23 protein-coding genes are annotated in these 24535 nt (G+C 39.8%); 1 reads left to right on the top strand and 22 read right to left on the bottom strand.

Going from position 1 to position 24535, the window contains the following annotated elements:
* Together RQ973_RS07690 and pbp2a are read right to left on the bottom strand one after the other, a co-directional pair.
* On the bottom strand, positions 1 to 463 hold a 463-nt coding region (locus RQ973_RS07690; protein ID WP_311523487.1), incomplete at its 3' end, for a sigma-70 family RNA polymerase sigma factor.
* A gap of 172 nt (positions 464 to 635) precedes the next feature.
* A complete protein-coding gene (gene pbp2a / locus RQ973_RS07685) occupies positions 636 to 2873 on the bottom strand; it encodes a penicillin-binding protein PBP2A (protein WP_311523486.1) in 2238 nt (745 codons plus the stop codon).
* An 88-nt stretch (positions 2874 to 2961) separates the two neighbouring features.
* Between pbp2a and RQ973_RS07680 the strand changes: the two genes are divergently transcribed.
* The gene (locus tag RQ973_RS07680; RefSeq protein ID WP_311523485.1) at positions 2962 to 3837 is read left to right on the top strand and encodes an RluA family pseudouridine synthase; all 876 of its coding nucleotides are present in this window, start codon (positions 2962 to 2964) and stop codon (positions 3835 to 3837) included.
* A gap of 73 nt (positions 3838 to 3910) precedes the next feature.
* Here RQ973_RS07680 and gap read toward each other — a convergent pair whose 3' ends face one another.
* The 20 genes from gap to RQ973_RS07580 all read right to left on the bottom strand — a co-directional run bounded on the left by gap (position 3911) and on the right by RQ973_RS07580 (position 24090).
* A complete protein-coding gene (gap, locus tag RQ973_RS07675) occupies positions 3911 to 4921 on the bottom strand; it encodes a type I glyceraldehyde-3-phosphate dehydrogenase (protein ID WP_000260668.1) in 1011 nt (336 codons plus the stop codon).
* A 268-nt stretch (positions 4922 to 5189) separates the two neighbouring features.
* A complete protein-coding gene (gene adhE / locus RQ973_RS07670) occupies positions 5190 to 7841 on the bottom strand; it encodes a bifunctional acetaldehyde-CoA/alcohol dehydrogenase (protein ID WP_045762481.1) in 2652 nt (883 codons plus the stop codon).
* 300 nt (positions 7842 to 8141) lie between these two features.
* Positions 8142 to 8555 carry an MORN repeat-containing protein gene (locus RQ973_RS07665; RefSeq protein ID WP_311523481.1) on the bottom strand — a complete coding sequence of 138 codons (414 nt, stop codon included), beginning with the start codon at positions 8553 to 8555 and terminating at the stop codon, positions 8142 to 8144.
* Positions 8530 to 8985, bottom strand: a complete 456-nt coding sequence (locus RQ973_RS07660; RefSeq protein ID WP_311523479.1) for a low molecular weight protein-tyrosine-phosphatase — start codon at positions 8983 to 8985, stop codon at positions 8530 to 8532. Before RQ973_RS07660 ends, RQ973_RS07665 begins: the two co-directional genes overlap by 26 nt.
* A 48-nt stretch (positions 8986 to 9033) precedes the next feature.
* Positions 9034 to 9354: a preprotein translocase subunit YajC gene (gene yajC / locus RQ973_RS07655; protein WP_000509386.1), complete on the bottom strand. Its 321-nt coding sequence runs from the start codon at positions 9352 to 9354 to the stop codon at positions 9034 to 9036.
* A gap of 117 nt (positions 9355 to 9471) precedes the next feature.
* Positions 9472 to 11448, bottom strand: a complete 1977-nt coding sequence (gene tkt / locus RQ973_RS07650) for a transketolase (RefSeq protein ID WP_311523476.1) — start codon at positions 11446 to 11448, stop codon at positions 9472 to 9474.
* A 114-nt stretch (positions 11449 to 11562) separates the two neighbouring features.
* The gene (gene ulaG / locus RQ973_RS07645) at positions 11563 to 12654 is read right to left on the bottom strand and encodes an L-ascorbate 6-phosphate lactonase (protein WP_006153413.1); all 1092 of its coding nucleotides are present in this window, start codon (positions 12652 to 12654) and stop codon (positions 11563 to 11565) included.
* Positions 12655 to 12770: 116 nt separating this feature from the next.
* Positions 12771 to 14444: a transcription antiterminator gene (locus tag RQ973_RS07640; protein WP_311523473.1), complete on the bottom strand. Its 1674-nt coding sequence runs from the start codon at positions 14442 to 14444 to the stop codon at positions 12771 to 12773.
* Between the two features lie 166 nt (positions 14445 to 14610).
* On the bottom strand, positions 14611 to 15318 hold the full coding sequence (locus RQ973_RS07635; RefSeq protein ID WP_006153388.1) for an L-ribulose-5-phosphate 4-epimerase: 708 nt from the start codon (positions 15316 to 15318) through the stop codon (positions 14611 to 14613).
* A gap of 1 nt (position 15319) precedes the next feature.
* Positions 15320 to 16183: an L-ribulose-5-phosphate 3-epimerase gene (locus RQ973_RS07630; RefSeq protein ID WP_311523469.1), complete on the bottom strand. Its 864-nt coding sequence runs from the start codon at positions 16181 to 16183 to the stop codon at positions 15320 to 15322.
* 3 nt (positions 16184 to 16186) lie between these two features.
* A complete protein-coding gene (locus RQ973_RS07625; protein ID WP_049548839.1) occupies positions 16187 to 16852 on the bottom strand; it encodes a 3-keto-L-gulonate-6-phosphate decarboxylase UlaD in 666 nt (221 codons plus the stop codon).
* Between the two features lie 16 nt (positions 16853 to 16868).
* On the bottom strand, positions 16869 to 17354 hold the full coding sequence (locus RQ973_RS07620; protein ID WP_311523468.1) for a PTS sugar transporter subunit IIA: 486 nt from the start codon (positions 17352 to 17354) through the stop codon (positions 16869 to 16871).
* A 76-nt stretch (positions 17355 to 17430) separates the two neighbouring features.
* Entirely contained in the window at positions 17431 to 17712 is a 282-nt protein-coding gene (locus tag RQ973_RS07615) for a PTS sugar transporter subunit IIB (protein ID WP_000241466.1), read from the bottom strand.
* A 23-nt stretch (positions 17713 to 17735) separates the two neighbouring features.
* Complete coding sequence (locus tag RQ973_RS07610; protein ID WP_049548841.1) at positions 17736 to 19193, bottom strand: PTS ascorbate transporter subunit IIC; 1458 nt, start codon at positions 19191 to 19193, stop codon at positions 17736 to 17738.
* 130 nt (positions 19194 to 19323) lie between these two features.
* The gene (locus tag RQ973_RS07605; RefSeq protein WP_311523467.1) at positions 19324 to 19947 is read right to left on the bottom strand and encodes an HI_0552 family protein; all 624 of its coding nucleotides are present in this window, start codon (positions 19945 to 19947) and stop codon (positions 19324 to 19326) included.
* A 55-nt stretch (positions 19948 to 20002) separates the two neighbouring features.
* Positions 20003 to 20959 (bottom strand): RNA-binding cell elongation regulator Jag/EloR, encoded by a 957-nt coding sequence (gene jag / locus RQ973_RS07600; protein ID WP_049504883.1) that lies wholly within the window; start codon positions 20957 to 20959, stop codon positions 20003 to 20005.
* A 14-nt stretch (positions 20960 to 20973) separates the two neighbouring features.
* Positions 20974 to 21801, bottom strand: a complete 828-nt coding sequence (locus tag RQ973_RS07595; protein ID WP_281335381.1) for a YidC/Oxa1 family membrane protein insertase — start codon at positions 21799 to 21801, stop codon at positions 20974 to 20976.
* Positions 21776 to 22147, bottom strand: coding sequence for a ribonuclease P protein component (gene rnpA / locus RQ973_RS07590; RefSeq protein WP_153224692.1), 372 nt, complete (start codon positions 22145 to 22147; stop codon positions 21776 to 21778). Before rnpA ends, RQ973_RS07595 begins: the two co-directional genes overlap by 26 nt.
* Positions 22148 to 22476: 329 nt before the next feature.
* Complete coding sequence (locus RQ973_RS07585) at positions 22477 to 23814, bottom strand: PFL family protein (RefSeq protein WP_049504880.1); 1338 nt, start codon at positions 23812 to 23814, stop codon at positions 22477 to 22479.
* Between the two features lie 9 nt (positions 23815 to 23823).
* On the bottom strand, positions 23824 to 24090 hold the full coding sequence (locus RQ973_RS07580) for an ACT domain-containing protein (RefSeq protein WP_000644115.1): 267 nt from the start codon (positions 24088 to 24090) through the stop codon (positions 23824 to 23826).
* Positions 24091 to 24535 lie beyond the last annotated feature (445 nt).

The following is a 24535-nucleotide window of genomic DNA, read 5'->3' as shown; positions in this document are numbered from 1 at the left end:
ATTTCTCCTGAATTACTTCCTTCAGCTCTCTGAGAAGGGCTTTGCGGCCTTTAAAACGTTCGTCTGCCCAGAGGCGTTCGTAGGCTTCTTGTTTATCTTGTGGTAATTTTCTTCTATATGTATCCAACAATTCATGAAGGGCGTAGTAATCATCCAACCACAATCCTCCTTCTGGTAGTCGATGGCTAATCTCCCCTACTTCTTCATAGGCCATCCGGTCTAGGCGACGTTTTTGACTCTCTTGTTTTCTGACACTATCAAGGATTCGATTGCGAAATTTTGTTTTGAAGTAGACGTAGAGTTTCTTTTCTTCTTCCACTAGTTCTGGATGCTTTTCTAGAAGTTCATGGAGACAGATCATGCCTTCTTGGTCCCAATCCTCTTTCTCCCACAGGTGGAGATAGTAGTCTTTTCTACATTTATGAACAATTCCTTTTACCTTTGCATAATATTTCTCAAGCATTTGCTTTCCCCCTTTCTCTGCTTGTAGTATAGCAGAGAAAGGGGGAAAGAGGGGTTTTGGTTTCTGTCTTGTGCTGTTTTTACTCTCTAATGTTATGGCAATTGTGAATACTGACATGTGAGAGTAAAAAAAGACAAAGATTTGAATCCTTGTCTTTTAGCTTATAAACGTATTAGCGAAAGAGATCTACAATGGTATCCCAAACTGTCTGAGCTTTTTCTTTAATCTTAGCATCTGAAATAGCTTTTCCTGCTTCATCGACCAGATTTTGCGCCCGTCCACGAATATCTGATAGGATATCATCAGACTGTGCACTAGTATCACTGGTAGTTTGTTTAGGTGTATTTTCTGGTGCAATACCATTCATTTTATAAGCATTTTCAACTGTAAAAGTGCTGCCTGGTGTATAAGGAAGAATTGTTTCCGCCATACTTCTAAAAATGTGAGCAGCACCATTCGAAGTCGAACCTGCCAGATAATGATTTTCGTCCGTAGTCGGGAAACCAAGCCAATGACTTATCACCACATCAGGCGTATATCCGATAACCCACTGGTCACTTGTATATACTGGGTTAAAAGCTGCTTCAGTTGTACCAGTTTTCCCAGCCATGACATAGTCATCTGGTGATGAGCTTATTCCTGTACCATTTGTAAAAGTACCTAACATCATACTGGTCATCTTATCAGCTACTGACTTATCTATTATACGTTTTTGAGAATTTTTATGACTTGCAATCACTTGTCCGCTAGCATTTTCAATTCGGGTGATAAAGTGAGCTTCAGGCATTATCCCTTCATTCGCAAATGCTGCATAAGCCTGCGCCATTTGTAGCGGACTTGTCTCCACCCCACCACCTAGAGCTACACCTAGCACACGATCAACATTCGTTAAATCAAGTCCGAATCTTTCACCTGATTCAAAAGCCTTATCGATACCAAGTTGCTTGACTGTCGCTACAGCAGGAAGATTTAGAGACTCGGCTAAGGCTTGATACATTGGAACTTCTGGTGATGTCTTGATTCCTGCGTAGTTGTCTACTTTATAATCACCATATTGCATGGTATGATTATCCAACTCCTTATTAAGAGACCAACCCGCTTCAACCGCTGGTGTATACACTATCAAAGGTTTAATAGTAGACCCTGGACTTCTTTTGGATTGGGTTGCATAGTTAAAATTCCTGAAACCTGTCTTATCATCCCCTGCCACTCGACCAACAACTCCTCGAACTCCACCTGTTTTTGGCTCCAAAGCGACACTACCAGACTCTGCATGTGTCCCATCTTCAGCTGTCGGAAAGAGCGAAATATTTTGATAGATAACCTGCATATTTGCTTGGTAATTTTGATCTAGCTCCGTATAAATTCGATAACCATTATTAACGATTTCTTCCTCTGTTAGATTATACTTTTCAATAGCTTCATTAACAACTGCATCAAAATAAGAAGGATAACGGTAGTCTGATATTTTCCCTTCATAACTATCTTTCAATTGAGAAGCCATATCAACACTTGCTGCTTCTGCTTCCTTATTTTTATCAAGGTAGCCGGCAGCCACCATATTTTGCAATACAGTATCTCTTCGATTAGTTGAATGCTCAATGGAATTCAGAGGATTGTACAATTCTGGGCCTTTAAGCATACCTGCTAAAGTGGCGGCTTCATCAAGAGTTAATTCTGATGCCGAAACTCCAAAGTACTTCTTACTAGCATCCTCAACACCCCAAACTCCATTACCGAAGTAGGCATTGTTCAAATACATGGTTAGAATTTCTTTTTTACTGTATTTTTTGGTTAATTCTAAAGCAAGGAAGAATTCTTTAGCCTTTCTCTGAACAGTTTGGTCTTGTGAAAGATAAGCATTTTTCGCTAACTGTTGGGTAATTGTAGAACCACCACCCGAGCGACCAGCTGTTAGGATAGCTAGGAAAAAGCGACTATAGTTAATTCCACTATTTTTATAGAAGCTTCTATCTTCTGTCGCAATAACAGCATTCTGCAAGTCTTCACTAATTTCCGAGAGCTCAACATAGGTCCCTTTTTGGCCTGATAAAGCACCAGCCTCATTCTCTTCTCTATCAAAAATCACCGTTCGTGTTTTCAAAGCATTCTGCAAGTCTGTAACATTTGTCGATTTAGCCAAGGCAAATAGATAGACCCCAACAAACAAGCTTGCACTTAGTCCAAGAATTAGAAAGATTTTGGTCAGATGATAGCGACGCCAAAATTTTCGAATGGGTCCGACTTGGCCAACTTTCTTTCGCCCACCTCTTGACCGTCTTAAATTAGTCGAGGTATTTTCTTCGTTGTTAACTTCATCATTAACTTCATCGATTTCTATTTCTGCTATTTCAGATTCTTCTTTTTTAAATAAAGAAAGAAACTTTTCAAATAATGTATCTAATTTCATGCGTTTATTTTATCATCTTCCCCATAGGAAGACAAGAATTTAGCTAGTTTCTCTATCCAAATAATCTATTTTTTGTTACAATATCTGTATGAAATTTACCTTTGTTATCCCTGATTCTCTTCCTGAAATGACTGTCAAAGTCTTCTTGGAGGAGCAACTACTCATTCCAAGAAAAATACGGCATTTCTTGAGAATTAAAAAGCACATTCTCATCAATCAAGAAGAAGTCCACTGGCATCAAACTGTCAAATCCGGAGATGAATGTCAACTGATTTTCGATGAGGAGGATTATCCTACAAAAGAAATTGTTTGGGGGAATCCTAATCTTGTCCAAGAAGTCTACCAAGACCAACATTTAATCATCGTCAACAAACCTGAAGGTATGAAGACTCACGGCAATCAACCAGATGAGATTGCTCTTCTCAACCATGTCACCGCCTATGTAGGCCAGACTTGCTATGTCGTTCACAGACTAGACAAAGAAACAAGTGGACTCGTACTATTTGCTAAAAATCCATTTATACTGCCCATCCTCAATCGATTATTGGAGAAAAAAGAAATCTCCCGCGAATACTGGGCTCTGGTTGAGGGAAAAATAAGAACTAAAGAGCTTGTCTTTCGAGACAAAATCGGTCGCGATCGTCACGATCGTAGAAAACGGGTGGTGGATCAAAAAAATGGTCAATATGCTGAAACTCATGTAACTCGATTGAAACAATTTCAAAACAAGACCAGTCTTCTTCGTTGTCGATTAAAAACAGGGCGAACTCATCAGATTCGAGTTCATCTATCTCACCACGGACATCCAATCCTTGGAGACCCTCTCTACAATCCACATTCAAAAACTAAAAGACTAATGCTTCATGCATTTAAACTTTCCTTTGTTCATCCTCTGACCTTAAACAAATTAAGCTTTACTGCGCTATCAGACACATTTGAAAGAGAATTAAACCAAAATGGATGACACTATCATCCATTTTTTCTTATAGATACAATAAAAGCAAGACCAGTTGGCCTTGCTTTTATCAACTCAAGAATTATTTAGCGATTTTAGCGAAGTATTCAAGAGTACGTACAAGTTGTGCAGTGTATGACATTTCGTTGTCGTACCATGATACAACTTTAACCAATTGTTTACCGTCAACGTCAAGAACTTTAGTTTGAGTTGCGTCAAACAATGATCCGTAAGACATACCTACGATATCTGAAGATACGATTGGATCTTCTGTGTAACCGTATGATTCGTTTGAAGCTGCTTTCATAGCTGCGTTCACTTCATCAACAGTAACGTTCTTTTCAAGAACAGCTACCAATTCAGTAACTGATCCAGTTGGAGTTGGAACGCGTTGTGCAGATCCGTCAAGTTTACCGTTCAATTCTGGGATTACAAGACCGATAGCTTTAGCAGCACCAGTTGAGTTAGGAACGATGTTTGCTGCACCAGCGCGAGCACGACGAAGGTCACCACCACGGTGTGGTCCGTCAAGGATCATTTGGTCACCAGTGTAAGCGTGGATAGTAGTCATCAATCCTTCTACAACACCAAAGTTGTCTTGAAGAGCTTTAGCCATTGGAGCCAAGCAGTTTGTAGTACATGAAGCACCTGAGATAACTGTTTCAGTACCATCAAGGACATCGTGGTTAGTGTTGAATACAACTGTTTTAACGTCGTTTCCACCAGGAGCAGTGATAACAACTTTCTTAGCTCCACCTGGGTGCAAGTGTTTTTCAGCAGCTGCTTTCTTAGCAAAGAAACCAGTAGCTTCAAGAACGATTTCTACACCGTCGTTAGCCCAGTCGATTTGTTCTGGATCACGTTCAGCAGAAACACGGATGAATTTACCGTTAACTTCAAATCCACCTTCTTTAACTTCCACAGTTCCGTCGAAACGACCTTGAGTTGTGTCATATTTCAACAAGTGTGCAAGCATAACTGGATCTGTAAGGTCGTTGATGCGAGTAACTTCAACACCTTCTACGTTTTGGATACGGCGGAAAGCAAGACGACCGATACGTCCGAAACCGTTAATACCAACTTTAACTACCATTAGTGATTTCCTCCTTATGAAAATCATGAAAATTTTATTGTGAAAAGAGTAACTTGAATCACTACAAATCACCTTTCAACATACCTATTATATAACTATTTGAGTTTAATTGCAAGCGCTGGCCTTGTTTTTCTGATAAGCTTTGGTAATATTTTCATTTCTTTACTTAGCCTTGCAGCCTACTCCAATTCTATGCATTTCTTAATAAAAATATATTCTTTAAGCATAAAAAAACCGAGGTTTACCCTCGGTTTTGGCTGATAATCAATTATTTACGGCGTCCTGGTCTTTCTTTGTAACCATAGTAAGCATCTTCGATGATTTCTTGCATATGGTCAACCATTGGAAGACGTGGGTTTGCAGGTGAACATTGGTCTTCATAAGCAAGGAAGGCTAATTCACGTGAATGTTCTTTCCATTCTTTTTCGTCAATACCTTGTGCTTTGAAGTTCATTTGGATACCTACGCGCTCACCAAGTTCGTAGACAGCTTTTGCGTAAGATTCCACCCCTTCTTCTGGTGTAGAAGCTGGAAGTCCAAGCATACGAGCGATATCTTGATATTTCTCGTCTGCACGGTAGTAGTTGTACTTAGGCCATGTAGCTGTCTTAGCTGGGCGAGTACCGTTGTAACGGATAACGTATGGAAGCAAGATTGCATTTGTACGTCCGTGAACTGTGTGGAATTGCGCACCAATCTTGTGAGCCATTGAGTGAGAAATACCTAGGAAGGCATTGGCAAAGGCCATACCAGCGATTGTTGAAGCATTATGCATTTTCTCACGTGAGTGGAAGTCTGCATTCTTAACTGAACTTTCAAGGTTTTCGAATACAAGTTTGATAGCTTGAAGCGCAAGACCGTCAGTATAGTCGCTAGCCATTTGTGATACGTAAGCTTCAGTTGCGTGAGTCAATACGTCCATACCAGTATCAGCGGCTACAAATCCAGGAACTGTCAATACCAAAGCAGGGTCTACGATTGCCACAGTTGGTGTCAATGAGTAGTCAGCGATTGGGTATTTACGGTTGTTTGCTTTATCAGAGATAACGGCAAATGGAGTTACTTCAGATCCTGTACCAGATGTAGTTGGGATCGCGATGAATTTAGTCTTCTTACCAAGCAATGGGAATTTGAAGGCACGTTTACGGATATCCATGAATTTTTGTACAAGGTCACGGAAATCCACTTCTGGTTGCTCGTAGAAGAGCCACATAACTTTAGCAGCATCCATTGGTGATCCACCACCAAGAGCGATGATTGTATCTGGTTTGAAAGAGCGCATAATCTCAGTACCACGTTCAACTGTAGTGATATCTGGATCTGGTTCTACATCTGCAAAGATTTGGTAAACAACCTTATTGCGACGAAGGTCAAGTTGTTCGATGATACGATCAAGGAAGCCAAGCTCTACCATAGCGTGGTCAGTAACGATCATGACACGCTCAACGTCACGACATTTTTGAAGGTATTGAATTGAATCACGTTCAAAGTATGTTTTTGAAGGAAGTTTCATCCATTGCATGTTATTTCTCCGTCTTCCGACTTTTTTGATGTTCAAGAGGTTAATGGCGCTAACGTTATCCCCAACTGAGTTACGTCCGTAAGAACCACATCCGAGTGTCAATGATGGCAAGAAGGCATTGTAAACGTCCCCGATACCACCGAAAGTAGAAGGTGAGTTACAGATAACACGAATAGCTTTAACAGCTTTACCAAATTCTTTAGTCAATTCTTCATCGGCAGTATGGATGGCTGCTGAGTGCCCAAGACCGTTAAATTCAACCATTTGACGAGCTTTAGCAATACCATCTTCACGGCTTTCAGCTTTCAAAACTGCGATAACTGGTGACAATTTTTCACGAGTTAATGGCTCGTTTTCACCAACTTCTTTACATTCTGCAGCAAGAATGTTTGTTCCTTCTGGAACAGTAAATCCTGCTTGTTCCGCAATCCAAGTTGCTGGTTTACCAACGATGTCAGCGTTCAATTTTGCACCAGCACAGTTTTTGCTGTTTGCTTTTACGCCGAAGCAGAACTCTTCAAGAAGTGCTTTTTCTTTTTTGTTTACAAAGTAAGTATGGTAAGATTTGAACTCTGCTACAAATTCATCGTAAATTTCTTTATCAATGATAACCGCTTGTTCAGATGCACAGACCATACCATTGTCAAATGATTTAGACATTACGATATCGTGAGCAGCTTGGCGGATGTTAGCTGATTTTTCAACATAAGCTGGAACGTTTCCGGCACCTACCCCAAGAGCTGGTTTACCACATGAGTATGCCGCTTTAACCATGGCATTACCACCTGTTGCAAGGATTGTTGCAATACCTTCGTGGTTCATCAATGCACTAGTTGCTTCCATAGATGGTTCAGTAATCCACTGTACACAGTTTTCAGGAGCACCTGCTTTAATCGCTGCATCACGAACGATTTGAGCTGCGTGAGCTGATGATTCTTGAGCTGATGGGTGGAATGCAAAAACAATAGGATTACGAGTCTTCAATGAAATCAACGCTTTAAAGATTGCTGTTGAAGTAGGGTTTGTTGTTGGAGTGATACCACAAACAACACCAACTGGTTCAGCGATAAGAGTCAATCCTGTGACATCATCTTCTTCGATAACACCAACTGTTTTAGTGTGGCGCATGTTATTTACTACGTGCTCACAAGCAAATAGGTTTTTAGTTGCTTTATCTTCAAATACTCCACGTCCTGTTTCTTCAAAGGCATGTAAAGCCAATTCTCCGTGAGCATCAAGTGCTGCAACTGAAGCTTTTGCTACGATATAATCGACTTGATCTTGGTCGAGTTTACGCATTTCTTCAAGAGCAACTAAAGCTTTTTGCACCAAACCATCGACATGCTTTTCAGCAGCGAGTTTCTTTTCTTCTGGTGTTACAGTTTTTTTATCAGCCATATTTTCCTCCATAGCTTTCAAGGATTGTAAGTCCTTTGTTAATTTTTTCACAAGTTTATTATAACTCTTTTTTAAACGTTTGTAAACAGTTTCATAGACATTTCACAAACTTTTTTTATTTGTTTGTGAAAACAATTTTAAATATACCCATACATGCACTTTTTCACTTAAAGTTTGTGAATTATTTCATAAAAGTTTTATTTTTCACAAACTTAGTTGTAAAACAGTCTTGTAAGCCGTTTTTATTTCCATGTAAGCGCTTTCTAGCGTTCTGGAAGAATACCTCCTTCTAGGAGGAGGTTATTGTGCTTGTTGAAATAAACCTTGTTTGAAGTCCCCTTCATAGACTACTTCTTGTTCTGTAGTCAGTTTTCCTTTTCCTTCAGCTTGGCCATTTACAAAGTCTCCCTCATATACCCAACCTGCTTTGGCTTGGTAGGTGCCTTTACCATTGAAGGCACCATTGCTAAATTCTCCAGTATAGGTATCACCGTTTGAGAAGGTAACAGTGCCCTGACCATTCATCTTACCACGAACTAGGCTCCCGTCATAAATAATAGCATCGTTATCAAACTTAAGAACGCCCTGTTTTGGAAAATTGGTCAGAAATACGAGACCTGCACAGACAACAATGACGATCACTGTCGCAATTTCTAAACGGGGACGTGTTAAATAGACACTATATTTTTCATAGAGTTTTTTTAAATTTTCCATGTTCACTCTCATTTTCTAAGCGACTTAACCAAGCCTGGCAACCAGTTAAAACTCGGTCATAAGTTTCTTCAAAATCACCTGTATACCAGGGATCTGGAACGCTTTCAGATGCAAAAGGCTGTATCTTGTATTGTTGATCCTGTGGACACATCTGACGCAAATCAGCGAGATTAGACTCATCCATCCCAATGATATAGTCAAAATACTCAAAATCTTTTTTAGAAATTTGTTGGGAAGTTTTTGAAGTATCATAAGGAACGCCATGACTTCGAAAGATGCCTTGCGTCCCTTTGTGGATTGGATTACCGTGTTCCCAGGAAGAAGTCGCTCGACTTTGAATCTCATATTTATCGGTCAAGGATTTCATCACAAATTCCGCCATAGGACTGCGACAAATATTACCAAGACAGACAAAAGCAATTTTTTTCATTACTCTTCCTCTCACTTATAGAAAAACGGGAATGCATTCCACCCCGTTTTATTCTTCAATAGCACTGCCTTCTTCGATAACTGCACCTTCAGGTGTGACAGCTTCTTTGACTGGCAAAACTGTTCTAATTGCACCTAATTCGAAAGTCAAGTATACTCCGTCTACATCAAGTACAATCGTTTTGTTTTCAGTATCAACTTCGTCGACTGTACCGTAGAGACCACCGATAGTGATGACTTCGTAGCCTTTTTGAAGTTTGTTGAGGCTCTCCATACGTTTTTCAGCTTGTTTCTTTTGAGAACGTTGCATGAAGAACATCAAGCCGAACATCAAAACAAGCATAATCAAGAATGTTAAATTCCCACCCATTATTTTTTACTCCTTTGTAATTCAGATAAAACTACTATATCAAATTTCACTTGTTTTTACAAGATTGCACCCTAGTTTTGGGGCAATAAAAAACCAGAGCAAATGCCCTGATTTTTCTTATTTCAAGTTGTTTACAATTTCTACTAAGTTTTCAACTGTAAATCCATATTCTGCTAAAACTTTTGGTGCTGGGGCAGATGCTCCAAAGGTATCAATACCAAGAACTGCTCCATCAAGACCAACGTATTTATACCAATTTTGAGTTGCTCCCATTTCGACTGCTACACGGCGACGAACTGCATTTGGTAAGATTTCTTCTTTGTAGGCTGCATCTTGTGCGTCAAATACATCTGTAGATGGCATGCTGACTACGCGAACTTTGCCACCTTGACTTGCCAATTCTTTAGCAGCTGCAACAGCAAGATTCACTTCTGAACCTGTTGCAATCAAGATAGTGTCAAAGTCTGCTGCATTTTCATAGACAACGTAAGCACCTTTCGCAACCTTGTCAAAGTCTGTTCCTTCCTCAACAGTCAAGTTTTGACGAGTCAAGACGAGAACGGTCGGTGTTTTCTCGCTCTTCACTGCTTGATACCAAGCTGCTTGAGTTTCACGCGCATCTGCTGGACGGAAAACATTGAGGTTTGGAATCGCACGAAGACCCGCCAAGTGCTCAATTGGTTCATGAGTTGGACCATCTTCACCAACTGCGATTGAATCGTGGGTGAAGACATAAGTTACAGGAAGACCTTGTAGAGCTGACAATCGAACCGCTGCCTTAAGATAGTCTGAGAATACAAAGAATGTTCCACCATAAACACGAAGTCCACCGTGAAGAGCCATTCCGTTCAAGACAGTACCCATTGCAAATTCACGAACACCAAACTGGATGTTACGATTTAAGCGATTTGCATCATCTTGAAGTCCGTCAGTTTTGATGTAAGTCATATTTGAATGAGCGAGGTCTGCTGATCCACCAAGGAAGGTTGGCAATTTAGCAGCCACAACATTCAAGGCATCCTGACTTGAGTTACGCGTCGCTTGAGAGAAGTCATTTTCTAAAGCTGGGAAGTCTTCTGGAGTCAATTCAACTGGATCGCGTCCTTCGATAATTGCTTCCACTTCTGCAGCAAGTTCTGGATGAGCTTCTTTGTAATCTGCGACTAGTTTTGTCCATGCTTCATAGGCTGATGCGCCACGGTCTGCAACATTTTCTTTGAAATCAGCATAAACTTCTGCTGGGATTTCAAATGGTTCGTATTCCCAACCAAGGGCTTGGCGAGTTGCTGCAGTTTCGTCTGCACCAAGAGGAGCACCGTGTACGGCATTAGTCCCTTGTTTGTTTGGAGAACCATATCCAATAACAGTTTTCACTTCGATCAAAGATGGTTTGCCTGAAGCCTTAGCTTCTTCAATAGCAGCATGAATAGCTTCTAAATCTGTTCCATCTTCTACCAAGGCTGTATGCCAACCGTAGGCATTGTAACGATCGCGAACACTTTCTGTGAATGAATCTTTTGTCTCACCATCCAAGTTGATATCATTTGAATCATAAAGAACAACCAACTTGTCTAGTTTTTGCAAGCCTGCATAAGAAGCAGCTTCACTTGAGACACCTTCCATCAAGTCACCATCTCCACAGATAACGTAAGTATAGTGGTCAAAGATGTTATAACCTTCACGGTTGTACTTAGCTGCAAGGAAACGTTCTGCTTGTGCAAAACCTGTCGCAGTCGCAATCCCTTGTCCTAGAGGACCTGTTGTTGCATCAACCCCTGCTGTATGACCAAATTCTGGGTGACCTGGAGTTTTAGACCCCCATTGACGGAAGTTCTTCACTTCATCCATACTCACATCTTCAAAACCAGAAAGGTGGAGAAGGGCATAAAGAAGCATTGATCCGTGACCAGCTGAAAGAATGAAACGGTCGCGGTTAATCCAGTTTGGTTGAGCTGGATTGATACGAAGTTCTTTAGTGAATAGGCTGTATGCCATCGGTGCAGCTCCCATAACCACCCCTGGGTGACCTGAGTTGGCTTTATTGATAGCGTCAATACCTAGAAAACGAATCGCATTAACAGATAGATTTGACATAGAATTTCCTTTCTCTTTGAGGTGATAGGTCTATCACATATTCTATTTGTACTATTATATGAAAATTATCCGTATCGTGCAACATACGGATAACCTCCAGAAAAAATTTTTATATTAAAGCAAGGCTTTGAATTGGATATTTGAGTCTTGTTCGAAGCAGTCATCAAAACCACGTGGGTGATGATATTCTATTAAGTGTTGGTCTTGAGGATAAGTGTATTTACCACCAACTTCCCAGATAAATGGATGGAAATCGTATTGCAAGCGATCTTTTCTCATTTTCCAAAGTTCTAGGATTTCATTCGTAGAAGCCATGAAGTTAGACCAGATATCATAGTGAACTGGGATAATGACTTTAGCACGTAGATTTTCTGCCATGCGAAGTAGGTCGATAGAGGTCATTTTATCTTGGATACCTACTGGGTTTTCACCATAGTTATTCAAAGCAACATCAATTTTGAAGTCTTTACCATGTTTCGCAAAGTAGTTTGAGAAGTGAGAATCCGCACCATGATAGATGGTTCCACCTGGTGTTTCAAAGACATAGTTAACAGCCTTTTGAGCCATTTCTTCATCTGTAACAGCCAACCCAGCAAGTTCACCACCTGTTTCGTCAGCTCCATTTACTGGTAGAGTTACCAAGCAAGTACGGTCAAATGATTCTACTGCATGAATCTTCATGTCTTTTAGTTCGATAGTATCACCTGGCTTCACAACGATGATTCGTTCTTTTGGAACACCCCAGCCTTCCCAGATTCGACCACAATGGTAAGGACCGATAAACTTAACATGCTCTAACTTAGGATTGTTGAGAATCGCTGCAGCTGTGTATGGGTCGATATGGTCACTGTGGAAGTGTGAAACCAAGTAGTAATCTAGTTCGTTAATTGCAAATGGATCAATAACCATTGGTTGAACACGCAAGTTTGGTTGCAATTTACGAACACCTGCCATATTTGCCATTTGGTGTCCACGAACCATATCTTTCACTTTTTTGGTTGATTTTCCACGGTTTGACCAAAGGTCCATGACAACGTTAGCACCACCTGGTGTCTTAATCCAAGTACCACAGTTACCTAGCCACCACATGGCAAAGTTGCCTTCAGGCACGACTTCTTCTTCGATTTCTTCGTTCAACCATGTTCCCCACTCTGGGAAAGTAGCTAAAATCCATGATTCTCTTGTAATTTCTTTTACGTTTGGCATTTGAAATCCTCCATATTTTGTTCAAGTTTTCATTTCATACTTAGTATAACACCGACCGAAATATTAAAAAAGACCAAGAAAAACACAGGTTTGTGTTCATCATTGGACTGTGATATTTATGATTCATCTAAAAAAGCTTGTATGACTAATTCTTGGTTGATTAAGAGTTGAATTTCTTCCTGTAATTTTGCTGCAACGTGTTTATCAGATATATAGGTGCCGATAATGGTTGATAGATTGTCCTTGAAGGTTCGACCGTCTTTTCTAAGGACCTTATTCTTCATAAAGTCTGTTATGCGTAAAATATCTTCTGCCTCAAGTATAGGATTTACCTTTAATACAGGGAAGCGACTCTCAAGTTCATCGTTTGTTGTGATCAGTAAATCAACCTGAGTAATATCCTCTACGCTTTTGAACTGCTCAGTTGTAAAGACTGCCCCTATCTGTTCATTTGGAAGATAGAATCGACATTGTTTAAGTAAGAGTTTAGAAACGCCCACTCCTTCATCACACACAATATAAATCTTCTTGAAATTGTTTTGAATCGATGGAGTATACTTTAAAAATCCTCCAACGTGAATGGTCAAATAGGCAATCTCATCATCCGTCAATCGAATCTGCCAGGTTTCTTCTAGTACTTCAGCACATTTTTTTGTAATTACGAAAAGTTCACTATACTTGGAACGAATCTGCCGAGTTAAAGGATTTTTTGAGAAAATCCCATAGTTCTTTCTGAATAATAGCGCCTTACAATGAATCACAAGATTCCTCAATAAGTCTTCTTTCTGTTCAATCTCCATTCTGGTTTGGGATTCAAAATACCAAATAAACTCTTCTAAAGCCATTCTCAAATGTTGAAAATCTTTACTTTCTGCATGGATGTCTCGATCTTTTCGATAGGATAACAAAAGAATAGCTAACAGAGATCTATCTAATTCTGAAAACGAGATGCCAAATGTTTCAAACAAGCGTTCTCCTAGTTTATTAGACACCTGGTATTCTATCCTCTTTCGAATCAATGAAAATTCTTGATCAATTTCTTGATGTTTATCTTGATTTCGAGTAACGGTATCACACCCTAGTAGAAGATAGGGAAGGACCTGTAACATAAAGGTGACTTCGTGATGGTTTATTTTTTTCCCCAAATCCTGCTCAACCAATGGAACCTGTTTTTTGAGAAATTGATTGACCTCATCGGAAAGAAGCATCTCACCGTCTAATCGCTCCTTGATTTTTTCCTCTAAAATAGCAACAAAGGCTGGATTTTCCTCCATAAAGATATGATAGAGAAGGGATTGAAGATACTGGATTTTATTAAGAGGGTGCGCATTTAGATAATAGCCTCGAGATTTACTAACTTGAAGCGTTACTTGATACTGCTCCAAGGTTAGTTGGTAACGAATAGTATTTAAATCATTTAGGACCGTATTTCGAGAGACTTCTGTTAATTCCATGAGTTTTTCAAGAGTGATTCTCTCTTTGGAAATACCAATCAGAAGGAGCATCAGCTGCATCCGCTCGTTGGCACTCATGATGTAATCATAAGAATCAACTTCGTCTAATAATTGACGACAAGCTTCTCTTTGTTCATCGGTCAAGTAAATACCAATCCGAGGCAGACTGATGATATGCAAATTCTCATCGTCCAAAGCATCATTGATTTTATCAATGTGATAGTAGATTTTTCTTCGAGATTGAGCCAGATCTTTTGAAATCGTCATAATCGTTTTGGACGTTTCTTGATCCATCAAATATTGAAGCAAGTCACAGCTCGCCTTATCTAAAACCATAATTCATACTCCTCTATTTGTCAATCGCTTCCAAAACAACTTTATAATGGTATCACATTCGTACAGACTTTGCAATTATATGCTGTAAACTCTTAACAGTGGATACTGACAACTACAAAAGCGAGGCTTGGATCGAAAGGTCCTAGCCTCTTTTCAATTCAATTTCTTATTTCTTTTGACCGTAATAAGCATTTGGTCCATGTTTACGTTGGTAGTGTTTTTCTAGGATGTACTGAGGAGCAGGTTCAACTCTTGGATTGATTTGCTCTGTAAAGCGATTCATCTTAGATACTTCCTCTAATACAACAGAGTGATAGACAGCATTCTCTGGGTTTTTGCCCCAGGTGAATGGACCGTGATTACGTACGACAATCCCTGGTACTTCAACAGGGTTGAGACCACGACGTTCAAACTCTTCTACGATAACTAGGCCAGTATCTTTTTCATAGGCTACTTCTACTTCATCCTTAGTCAAACTACGAGCGCAAGGGATTGAACCGTAGAAATAATCCGCATGGGTTGTTCCATAGAAAGGAATATCACGACCTGCCTGAGCCCAACCAACAGCTTCTGTCGAATGGGTATGGACCACACTAGCAATCTCTGGCCAAGCCTTATATAACTGCACATGAGTTGGGAGGTCCGAAGATGGTCTTAGATCTCCTTCTAGAACCTTGCCATCCAGGTCAGTTACCACCATATTTTCAGGTGTCAATTCGTCATAATCCACACCTGATGGTTTGATAACAATGACACCGAGTTCGCGATTGACTTCCGATACATTGCCCCAGGTAAATTTAACAAGTCCATGTTTTGGCAATGATTGATTGGCATCACAGACTCGTTTACGCATAGCATTGATTACTTGATTCATCTTACATCAAACCTACTTTCTTAATTAGTGGGTAGAGAAAGGCTTGGGCCTCTTGAATGGCTGCACGTGTTTCTTCTACAGTTTCACAATTTTCAGACCACATTTCGATTAGGAAAGGACCATTATAATTGGTTTGCTTTAAAATATCGAAAGCTTCTTCCCATTTGACACAACCTTGCCCGAAAGGTACATCTCGGAATTGGCCCTTTGAACTTTCTGTCACTGCATAAGTATCCTTGAGATGAAGAGCTGCAATAGCATGATGGCCGAGATAAAACTCACTGTAGACATCATTATGCCATGCAGACACATTACCAATATCTGGATAGACAAAGAGATAGGGAGAGTCAATCTCTTTCTCTACAGCCAAGTATTTTTCGATGCTATTGATAAAAGGATCATCCATAATTTCAATGGCAAGTAGCACCTGAGCTTCTTCAGCCCAGTCACAAGCTTTTCTCAAATTTTTGATAAAACGTTGGCGTGTCTGGGGTGACTTTTCCTCATAGTAAACATCGTAACCAGCTAATTGAATCGTACGAACTCCCAAATCCTGAGCTAATTCGATACATTTTTTCATGAGTTCCAGAGATTTTTCCTCTAGAACTGGATCATTTGATCCCAATGGGTAGCGACGATGACCTGAAAAACAGATAGAAGGAATACGAACTCCAGTTTCATAAATCGCTTTGACAACTTCCAAGCGCTCTTCCTTGCTCCAGTCAAGTCTTGCTAAACGCTCATCACGTTCGTCAATAGACATCTCGACAAAATCAAAGCCTAACTCCTTGGCAAAATTTAAACGTTCTAGCCAAGTAAAGTGTGTCGGGGTTGCCTTTTCATAAATTCCAATTGGACGTGCCATGGTTTACCCCCAAATTCGTTTGATTTCATCCTTGAAGGCACGCGCTGCTCCTGCTGGATCCGCCGCCTCTGTAATTCCACGACCTGCGATAAAGGTAAAGACATCAACGCCTTCAAAGAGTTTGAGAGTATCTACATCTAGACCACCTGTTACAGAAACTCGGAAGCCCATGTCAATGAGTTTTTTAACCTTATTAAGGTCTTTTTCACCCCAAGTTTCACCAGCAAGAAGGGCATCACGAGATTGGTGATAAATAGCTTGTGAGATACCAGCATCTAGCCAAAGCTGAGCTTGTTCAAAAGTCCAATCACCATAAAGCTCGATCTGGATTTCGCCTCGGTCCCCACGTTCAGCCTTGATAGCCTTTAGAGCTGCTTCCATAGTAGGGATGGTTGCACAACAGATACAAGTCATCCAATCTGCTCCACGAACGGCATTATTTTTGGCAACTGTTCCACCAGCATCAGCACATTTTGTATCTGCCACAATAATCTTATCTGGGAAAAGACTGCGCAAGACTTCAACCAGTTCACTTCCAACTTGAAGCAAGCAAACAGTTCCAGCTTCGATAATATCTACTTCCTGACCAACAGAAACAGCTGCTTTAATCGCTCCTTGCAAGTCTGAATGGTCTAATGCAACTTGTAAATTAGGTATTCTTTTTGTCATTTCTTTATTCCTCTTTCTAACTTTCCAAATCCAATCCTTCAAGATAAGGGCTATCCTTAGATTCTTCGATCATTTCCAAGACATCTTCTTTAGTCTGGCAAGCCTGTAAACGTGCAATAGAATCTTCTAATTCAAATAAGGCAATGATTTGTGGAATAGCTACACTCGTGTGAATTTTTGAGCTTGTTGCCGCTAGTGCAAGCAAAACAGAGACCTCTTTCCCATCTGAAAATACAACCGGATTTTGTAAGGTAATCAATGAAAAGGCATCTCTTTGCACTCCAGCTTCAGGTCTAGCATGGGGCATAGCCATACCTGGCATTAAAATATAATAAGGCCCATACTCTTCAGTTGATTCGATGATAGCATCGTAATACTCTGGCAAAATCGCCCCACTTTCAATCAAGGGATCTACTGCTACCCTGACTGCTTCTTTCCAATCCTTAGCTTCTAACCCTAGTCGGATCGAGTCATTGTCAATTAAAGCTTGTTTTAAATTCATATCTGCCTCCTTTATTTAAAGAGGGAGAAGGACAGAAACGATAACTCTCAGTTTCTGTCCAGCCCCCTCCAACCTTTTACTGTAGTGCTTGACTGAGTTTTTCAGTGATTTCTTTATCATCCATCAAGTTGTCAAGCCCAATTAACTTCCCATTAGTCCGACCTTCCAATTCTTGGATTAAATGAAGAGAAGCGATTACGATGTCATAGCCTGCTGCTAAACCTTTTGCTTCACCGACACTGCATGAATTGACTGTAAAGTCTGTTTGATTAAGCTTACGGAGGGCATTTTCAACCTTCATCTTGATAACCATAGATGAACCCATTCCATTTCCACACGCTGCTAATACTTTAACCATTTTATTTTCTCCTTTTCTAGATACTAAGCTTCTTCTTGAACTTCACCCTTGTAATATTTCTCTTTATCTTTTGCTTTTGCAAATTGAAGTTGAGGAATAACGAGCAAGAAGAGACATACAAGTACATAACCAACAATACCGAGGTATTTGAAGATATAACCAAATCCAAGCCATGGGAATTCAAAGTCGATATTTCCATGGTAACCACCGTAAGATGCTAAGTCGAGAAGGGCTACACAGAGAGCTCCTAGAGCAACTTGGAGGACACCTGAAATGAAGGATAGGATAACGGCTGCTTTCCATCCGCCACGCTTATCAGCATAGACCGCGATGGCTGCATTATCAAAGAACACTGGTACAAATCCTGTAATAATAAGGATAGGGTTTTTAAAGACGATGAGCAAGACAATTGTAATCAATTGACCAATCAAACCAAAGGCAAATCCAGACAAGACAGCGTTTGGAGAACCAAATCCATAAGAAGCTGCAACGTCAACCGCTGGGAATGAACCAGGCAACAATTTGTTTGAAATACCTTGGAAGGCATTTGTCAACTCAGATACGAACATGCGGACACCTTGCATCAAAACGAACAAGTAAACTGAGAAGGTGAAGGCTGTTTGGATAATGTACATAAAGAAATCTTGTTTTGCAGGATTGAATAGAGTTCCTGAAGTGATGACTTCTTTATTAGACATAATGTCTGGACCCAAGATTAAAAGAATGGCTCCGAAGAATACGAGCATCAAAGTAGCAGAGGCAACAACTGTATCATGGAAGATTGAGAGGAACTTAGGCAATTTAAGATTGTCTAGACTTTCTTCTTTCTTACCAAAGCGTCCTGCCACTTTATCTACAAACCAGATTGCAAATTGTTGTTGGTGACCAATCGCAAATCCGCCACCACCAGTCAAGCGTTGAGTTGCCTCAACAGTCATATTTGAACTAACTGCCCAGTAAAGGCCACAGATGATACCGATTGCTGCTGTACCATAAGCATTTCGCAATTGTGGGACTAAGAATAGAACCATAAGAGATACAGTCGCAGCTTGTTGTACCATGATGTGACCAGTAATAAAGAGGGTTCTTACTTTCGTAATCTTGCGTAGAGCTACAAGCAAGATATTTACTCCAAAACCGATCAATAGAGCTGTTGTTGCAGTTCCGACGAAATCTGGAAATTCTGCTGCAATTTTGTTGTTTGCTGCAGCAAGTCCAAAGTAAGGGTCAATAACCGCTGCACCAATTTGGAATTTGTAGTTAAGGGCTGCCAAGATTGGGCGGAAGGTTGTAACCAAACCACCAGCACCCACGTTGAGCAACATATAACCTACTGTTGCTTTAACGAAACCTGAGAAAACGTCATGAGCAGGTTTTTTCAAAAGTGCATATCCTATTAGCACCAATAAACCTACAAAAAATGCGGGATTCTGCAAAATATTGCTAGAAAACCAATTTAGAACACTTGAAATGACTTCCATAATTGTTCTCCTTTTGAATTGTTTTTGTAAGTTTATTATATAATGTGAAAACGGAAACAAAAAGACCAAGAATTACACAGCGGACTGTTCACTCTTGGACTGTATGATTTATGATATTTTACGGCTTATCTTATTTTCTCGTAGCTAGATAAAAGGGAAGAATTGTTTCATAAGATTCCAGTAGGGCTTCTAGGATTTCTTCTTCAGATGAATTTTCTGTCACTGGAACATCTACCTTCACTAAAACCTTTCGGACTTCCTGATGGGATAATTTTTCTCTTAAAATTTGACGATTTTCCTCAGTAGCCTCCATCTTTTGACTTTCTCCATCTGAATAGACTAGATAATAAATTCCTTCTACCACTGGAACTTCTAGGACCTTGGCCTGTTTGTCTAAAGTTCGGTCATCCTTCTTACGTTCGATAAAACTAACTTCTAGTGAAACTCCAAAATCAGAAGGGCTTCCATACAAACGAAGAGCCAACATAGGCTCTGTCACTTCCCCCTCACACTGTAAATAGGCCCAGAAATGTGGTCGCAAACGTTGGGCTTGATTCATCCACTGACTCGTCCCTTGGAGATCCCATTCTGGATGTCTTTCTTGAAAAGCCTTGGCTAAGTGTGTAAAGACCTTTCTGGCCTCCTGCCCCTTGCTTCTCAAATAAAGCATATTTTCAGCTTCTTGACCTGCCTTCTCGGGTTTTTGATACTGTAAACCAGAGTAAGCTAGATATTCTCTCATTGTATTCAACATAGGATCAACCTCCCTTAGCTAGCAAAAAATCAGGGTGCCCCTGATTTTGCTTTGATTATTCTGTATCAACCACAACGTAACGATTTGGTTCATCACCTTCTGAATAACTAGTGACACCCTCCATACGTGAAATAATACGATGGATGATTTTACGTTCGCTACTAGACATTGGATCAGTCACCTGACTACGCCCCTCTTCTAGGACACGTGTAGCTAACTTCTGTGCATAGCTCTGCAAGACTTCTGCACGGTGCTCTACATAATCATTAACATTGATGGTAATATAGAAGGTTCTTGAATAGCGGTTATAAAGATAATTTTGCGCTAAAAGCTGGAGAGATTTCAAAACCTTACCATGGTAACCGATAATACGGCCTGGTTCATTAGTATCAATTTGCATATTGATAGAACGGCGATTTGAGGTACTTGAAATTGCTCCCTCAACATCCATATCATCAATAATACCTTGAACATAGTTGGTCACTTCTTCGACCACCTGGTCAATATCATAGGTCGGTTCAATCTTCAAACCTAGATTTTCTAAATCATCATTCTGCTCGACTTCTTCCTGCTCTTTAGATTCTTCAGGCAGTAAATCTTTTAGAATGGCAATATGACCAGTCTCCTCTAAAATTGTACTAGCTTCTTTCTCATTTTTTAAAATTTCGGCCTTAACTTCTTCAGAGATCCCTTGTCCTTCTTCCTCGATTTTCTTGATTGCTTCAACAACATGGCCTAAGTCTACTGTTGCTTCACTAACAGTCTTAACGGGTTCGTTCTTAGCATTAACTTCCTTTGGAACTCCCTTAACTGCTTGCTGATTTGCCTTCACAACAGTTGTCTCACTAATTGCTTCGATATCAACTTGCGCTGGTTTCTTCCCAAAAAGGCCAAAGAATCCTTTTTTCTCCCTTGAGACAACCTTGATATGCGCCTTCATTCTAGGAATCCCCAATTCCTTCAATCCCGTTTGGATTGCTTCCTCAACAGTTGAACCTGTAAATAATACCATTACAAGATTCCTCCTTACTTTTTCTTTTTCTGTGCTTTCTTGAGAGCTTTTCTCTTCTTGATTTCTAAATCCTTCTTAGCCTGTACTCCCGCCTCACGCTCTGCAATAATCTTGAATGGATTGTTGAGCAGATAGGTTTGGAGCACCTGATAAGCATTGGATACCGCCCAGTATAAGGCAACCCCACTTGGTGAATACATGGCAAAGAAGAAAATCATGACTGGCATTGCATACATCATCCCTGTCATGGCGCCATTTTTCTCAACCATGGCCTTATTGGATAACCAGGTGCTAAGGAAAGTAAAGATAGCTGCCAGAATAGGCAAAACAAAAGTCGTATCAACACCACCAAGGTTAATCCATAAGAAATGACCCGTTTTTAGAAATTCTACCCTACTCAAAGCTTGGAACAAGGCCAACAAGACTGGCATTTGGATTAAGATTGGCCAAAGAGAAGCTGACTGTTTGACACCATGTTGCTTGAACAACTGACGCATTTCTTGGTCTAACTTGGTACGGCTCTCCATATCCCGTCCCGGATAACGTTCTCGCAACTCCTTAACCAGTGGTTGTACTTCTTGCATCTTTCTAGATGCCACCATTTGTATCTGAAAGACTGGTAAAAGAATGGTTCTGATTAGAAGGGTAAATAAAATAATCCCCAGACCAATACTTGTATCAAATGATAAAAAGCGAATGGTTTCAGCAAAAAAATAAACAAATTTACTCCAAAAACCTGTTGATTCAGCTGTAATCTCACTCGTCGTACCATTAGCCGTGCAGGCGCTCATCACAAATAAAGCAAGCACCACTAAGCTAGTCAACTGTAATTTCTTTTTCACTCCCATTTCCTTCCTGGTAAATCTTTGATAACTTTAATACGTGAAGTAGATTTTTTTTCATTTCCGCGTAGTCCAAGATTTCAACACCTTTTCGAGCAATCACAACAAAATCTACATTTTCAACCAGCTGATTTTTATGTTCAATCAGAATATGTCGAATTCTTCTCTTGATCTGATTCCTCGTGACAGCGTTTCCTAATTTTTTACTGACAGATAGGCCAACTCGAAAATGCTGTTCATTATTTTCTAATCGATAAATAACAAATTTACGATTAGCAAAACTCTCCCCTTTTTTAAATATTGCACTAAAATCTTTCTCTTTTTTTACACGAAAGCGTTTTTTCAAAATTCAACTCCATCTATTAAAACTACTACTATTATACCATAATTTTTCAAAAAGCCAATCATAGCAAGGTTTTAGCCCATTTTACAGAATGAAAAAACTGGTTTTATCCTTTAAATCATCTTATTTTTGAACAAATTTACAAATTTGAACATGCTACTTTCTTTATTTTCTCTTGAGATAAAACAAAAGTCACCCTTTGGAGTGACTTTTGTAGGAGATTATTATGAAAAAGTTAGGATTTTAATTAAATAAAGTTAGGAGGTCTTTATTTAATGATAGTAGTATACAGGTCTATCCTTAAACCCAACTTAAACAGATTCAATTTCTTTTTAATTTTTAAAACTATGGATTGGAGCTGGGATTTGCCCTCCACGTGCAATGAAATCAACAGATGATGCACCGTTGACCTTCATGACTGGAGCTGTTCCTAAAAGACCACCAAATTCAATCATATCGCCTTCTTTTCCTTTTGGAATAATACGTACAGCAGTTGTTTTCATATTGATGACTCCGATAGCAGCTTCATCCGCAATCATTGCTGCAATCGTTTCTGCAGGTGTATCTTCAGGAATGGCAATCATATCCAAACCAACTGAACAGATAGCCGTCATAGCTTCTAGCTTTTCCAAATTAAGGGAGCCATTTTGCACAGCAGCAATCATCCCCTCGTCCTCAGAAACTGGGATAAAGGCACCAGACAAACCACCAACTTGGTTGCAAGCCATCACTCCGCCTTTTTTAACTTGGTCGTTCAAGAGAGCCAAGGCAGCAGTCGTTCCATGAGTCCCAACTGTCTCTAACCCCATTTCCTCAAGGACACGGGCTACAGAATCACCCACTGCTGGAGTTGGAGCCAAACTCAGATCGACAATTCCAAAATCAACTCCAAGTCGCTCACTAGCCATTTGACCGACTAATTGACCAATGCGGGTAATCTTGAAGGCTGTCTTTTTAACAGTTTCAGCAACAACATCAAAGCTCTGACCACGAACCTTTTCCAAGGCACGTTTAACAACACCTGGACCAGAAACACCGACATTGATGATGACATCTGCTTCACCAACACCATGAAAAGCGCCTGCCATAAAAGGATTGTCCTCTACCGCGTTGGCAAATACAACCAATTTAGCCGCCCCCATATCAGATAAAGAAGCTGTTTCCTTGATAATGCGTCCCATATCCGCTACTGCAGTCATATTGATGCCCGATTTGGTAGAACCGATATTTACTGATGAACAAACCTTATCCGTTTCTGCCAAAGCACGAGGAATGGAGTTGATAAGGATTTCATCACCTTTTTGATAACCCTTTTGTACCAAGGCTGAAAAACCACCAATGAAGTCAACACCAATTTCTTTCGCAGCTTTATCCAGTGCTTTAGCCAAGACTACATAATCCGTCGCATCGGTAGCAGCACCAATCAAGGAAATTGGAGTAACTGATACCCGTTTATTTACGATGGGAATGCCCAACTCAGCCGCAATTTCATCCCCAACAGCTACTAAATTAGCTGCTTTTGTAGTAATCTTTTCATATATTTTTTCTGCAGCACGATTGATATCTGGATCGATACAGTCCAAAAGGGAAATCCCCATGGTAATGGTTCTAATGTCAAAGTTTTGCTCCTCAATCATGGCGATTGTTTCGGTAACTTGTCTAATATCCATAAATACCTCCTAGATATTGTACATAGCATCAAAAATAGCTGCACTTTGAATATTGATTTTGACATTCAAAGTCTGACCAAAAACCTCAAATTCGTTTCTAAGATGTGTAAAATCTTGTTTTTCATCACTAGATACCACAGCCATCATAGTAAAGAATTCGTCTAAGACTGTTTGTGAGATATCATCAATATTTAAGCCTAATTCAGCAATTTTTGTCGCAACACCTGCAACAATTCCAGATTTATCTTTACCAACAACAGTAATAATAGCTTTCATGATTAAACTCCATTTCTAACACAGAACGATATCCATTTTGGACAAAAATAAAATGAAAAAGGAGGATAGAATAACTAAATCACTTAATAGTGAACAATTATCCAAGTTGAAATCCTAAAAAAATCTCTTAGTTGATCTTGTACCAGGCTAGTATTTTTACCAAGTCGCTAGTTTAGAACTTGAAACTGATAATATATTGGCTCATAACCTCTTTATAGAATATTTTTGAAAAAATGAACATTGTCGATTTTCTTTTTCAATAGTATAGCATATTTCTTAATAAAATACTCAAAAACGCCTGCTTACGAAATTGTTCTTAAGTAAAAAACAATTTCGTAAACAAGCGTCTACCTTATCATCTTATGATGAGTGTTCCCGCTAGGACATAAGTCCTAGCGGTAGACCAGAGCTAGACTAAGAGCACAAGACTCCATCATCATAACAC

The sequence above is a fragment of the uncultured Streptococcus sp. genome, assembly GCF_963511325.1.
Classification (GTDB): domain Bacteria; phylum Bacillota; class Bacilli; order Lactobacillales; family Streptococcaceae; genus Streptococcus.
The sequence above is the reverse complement of the archived record's forward strand: the minus strand, read 5'-3'. Positions and strand labels throughout refer to the sequence as shown.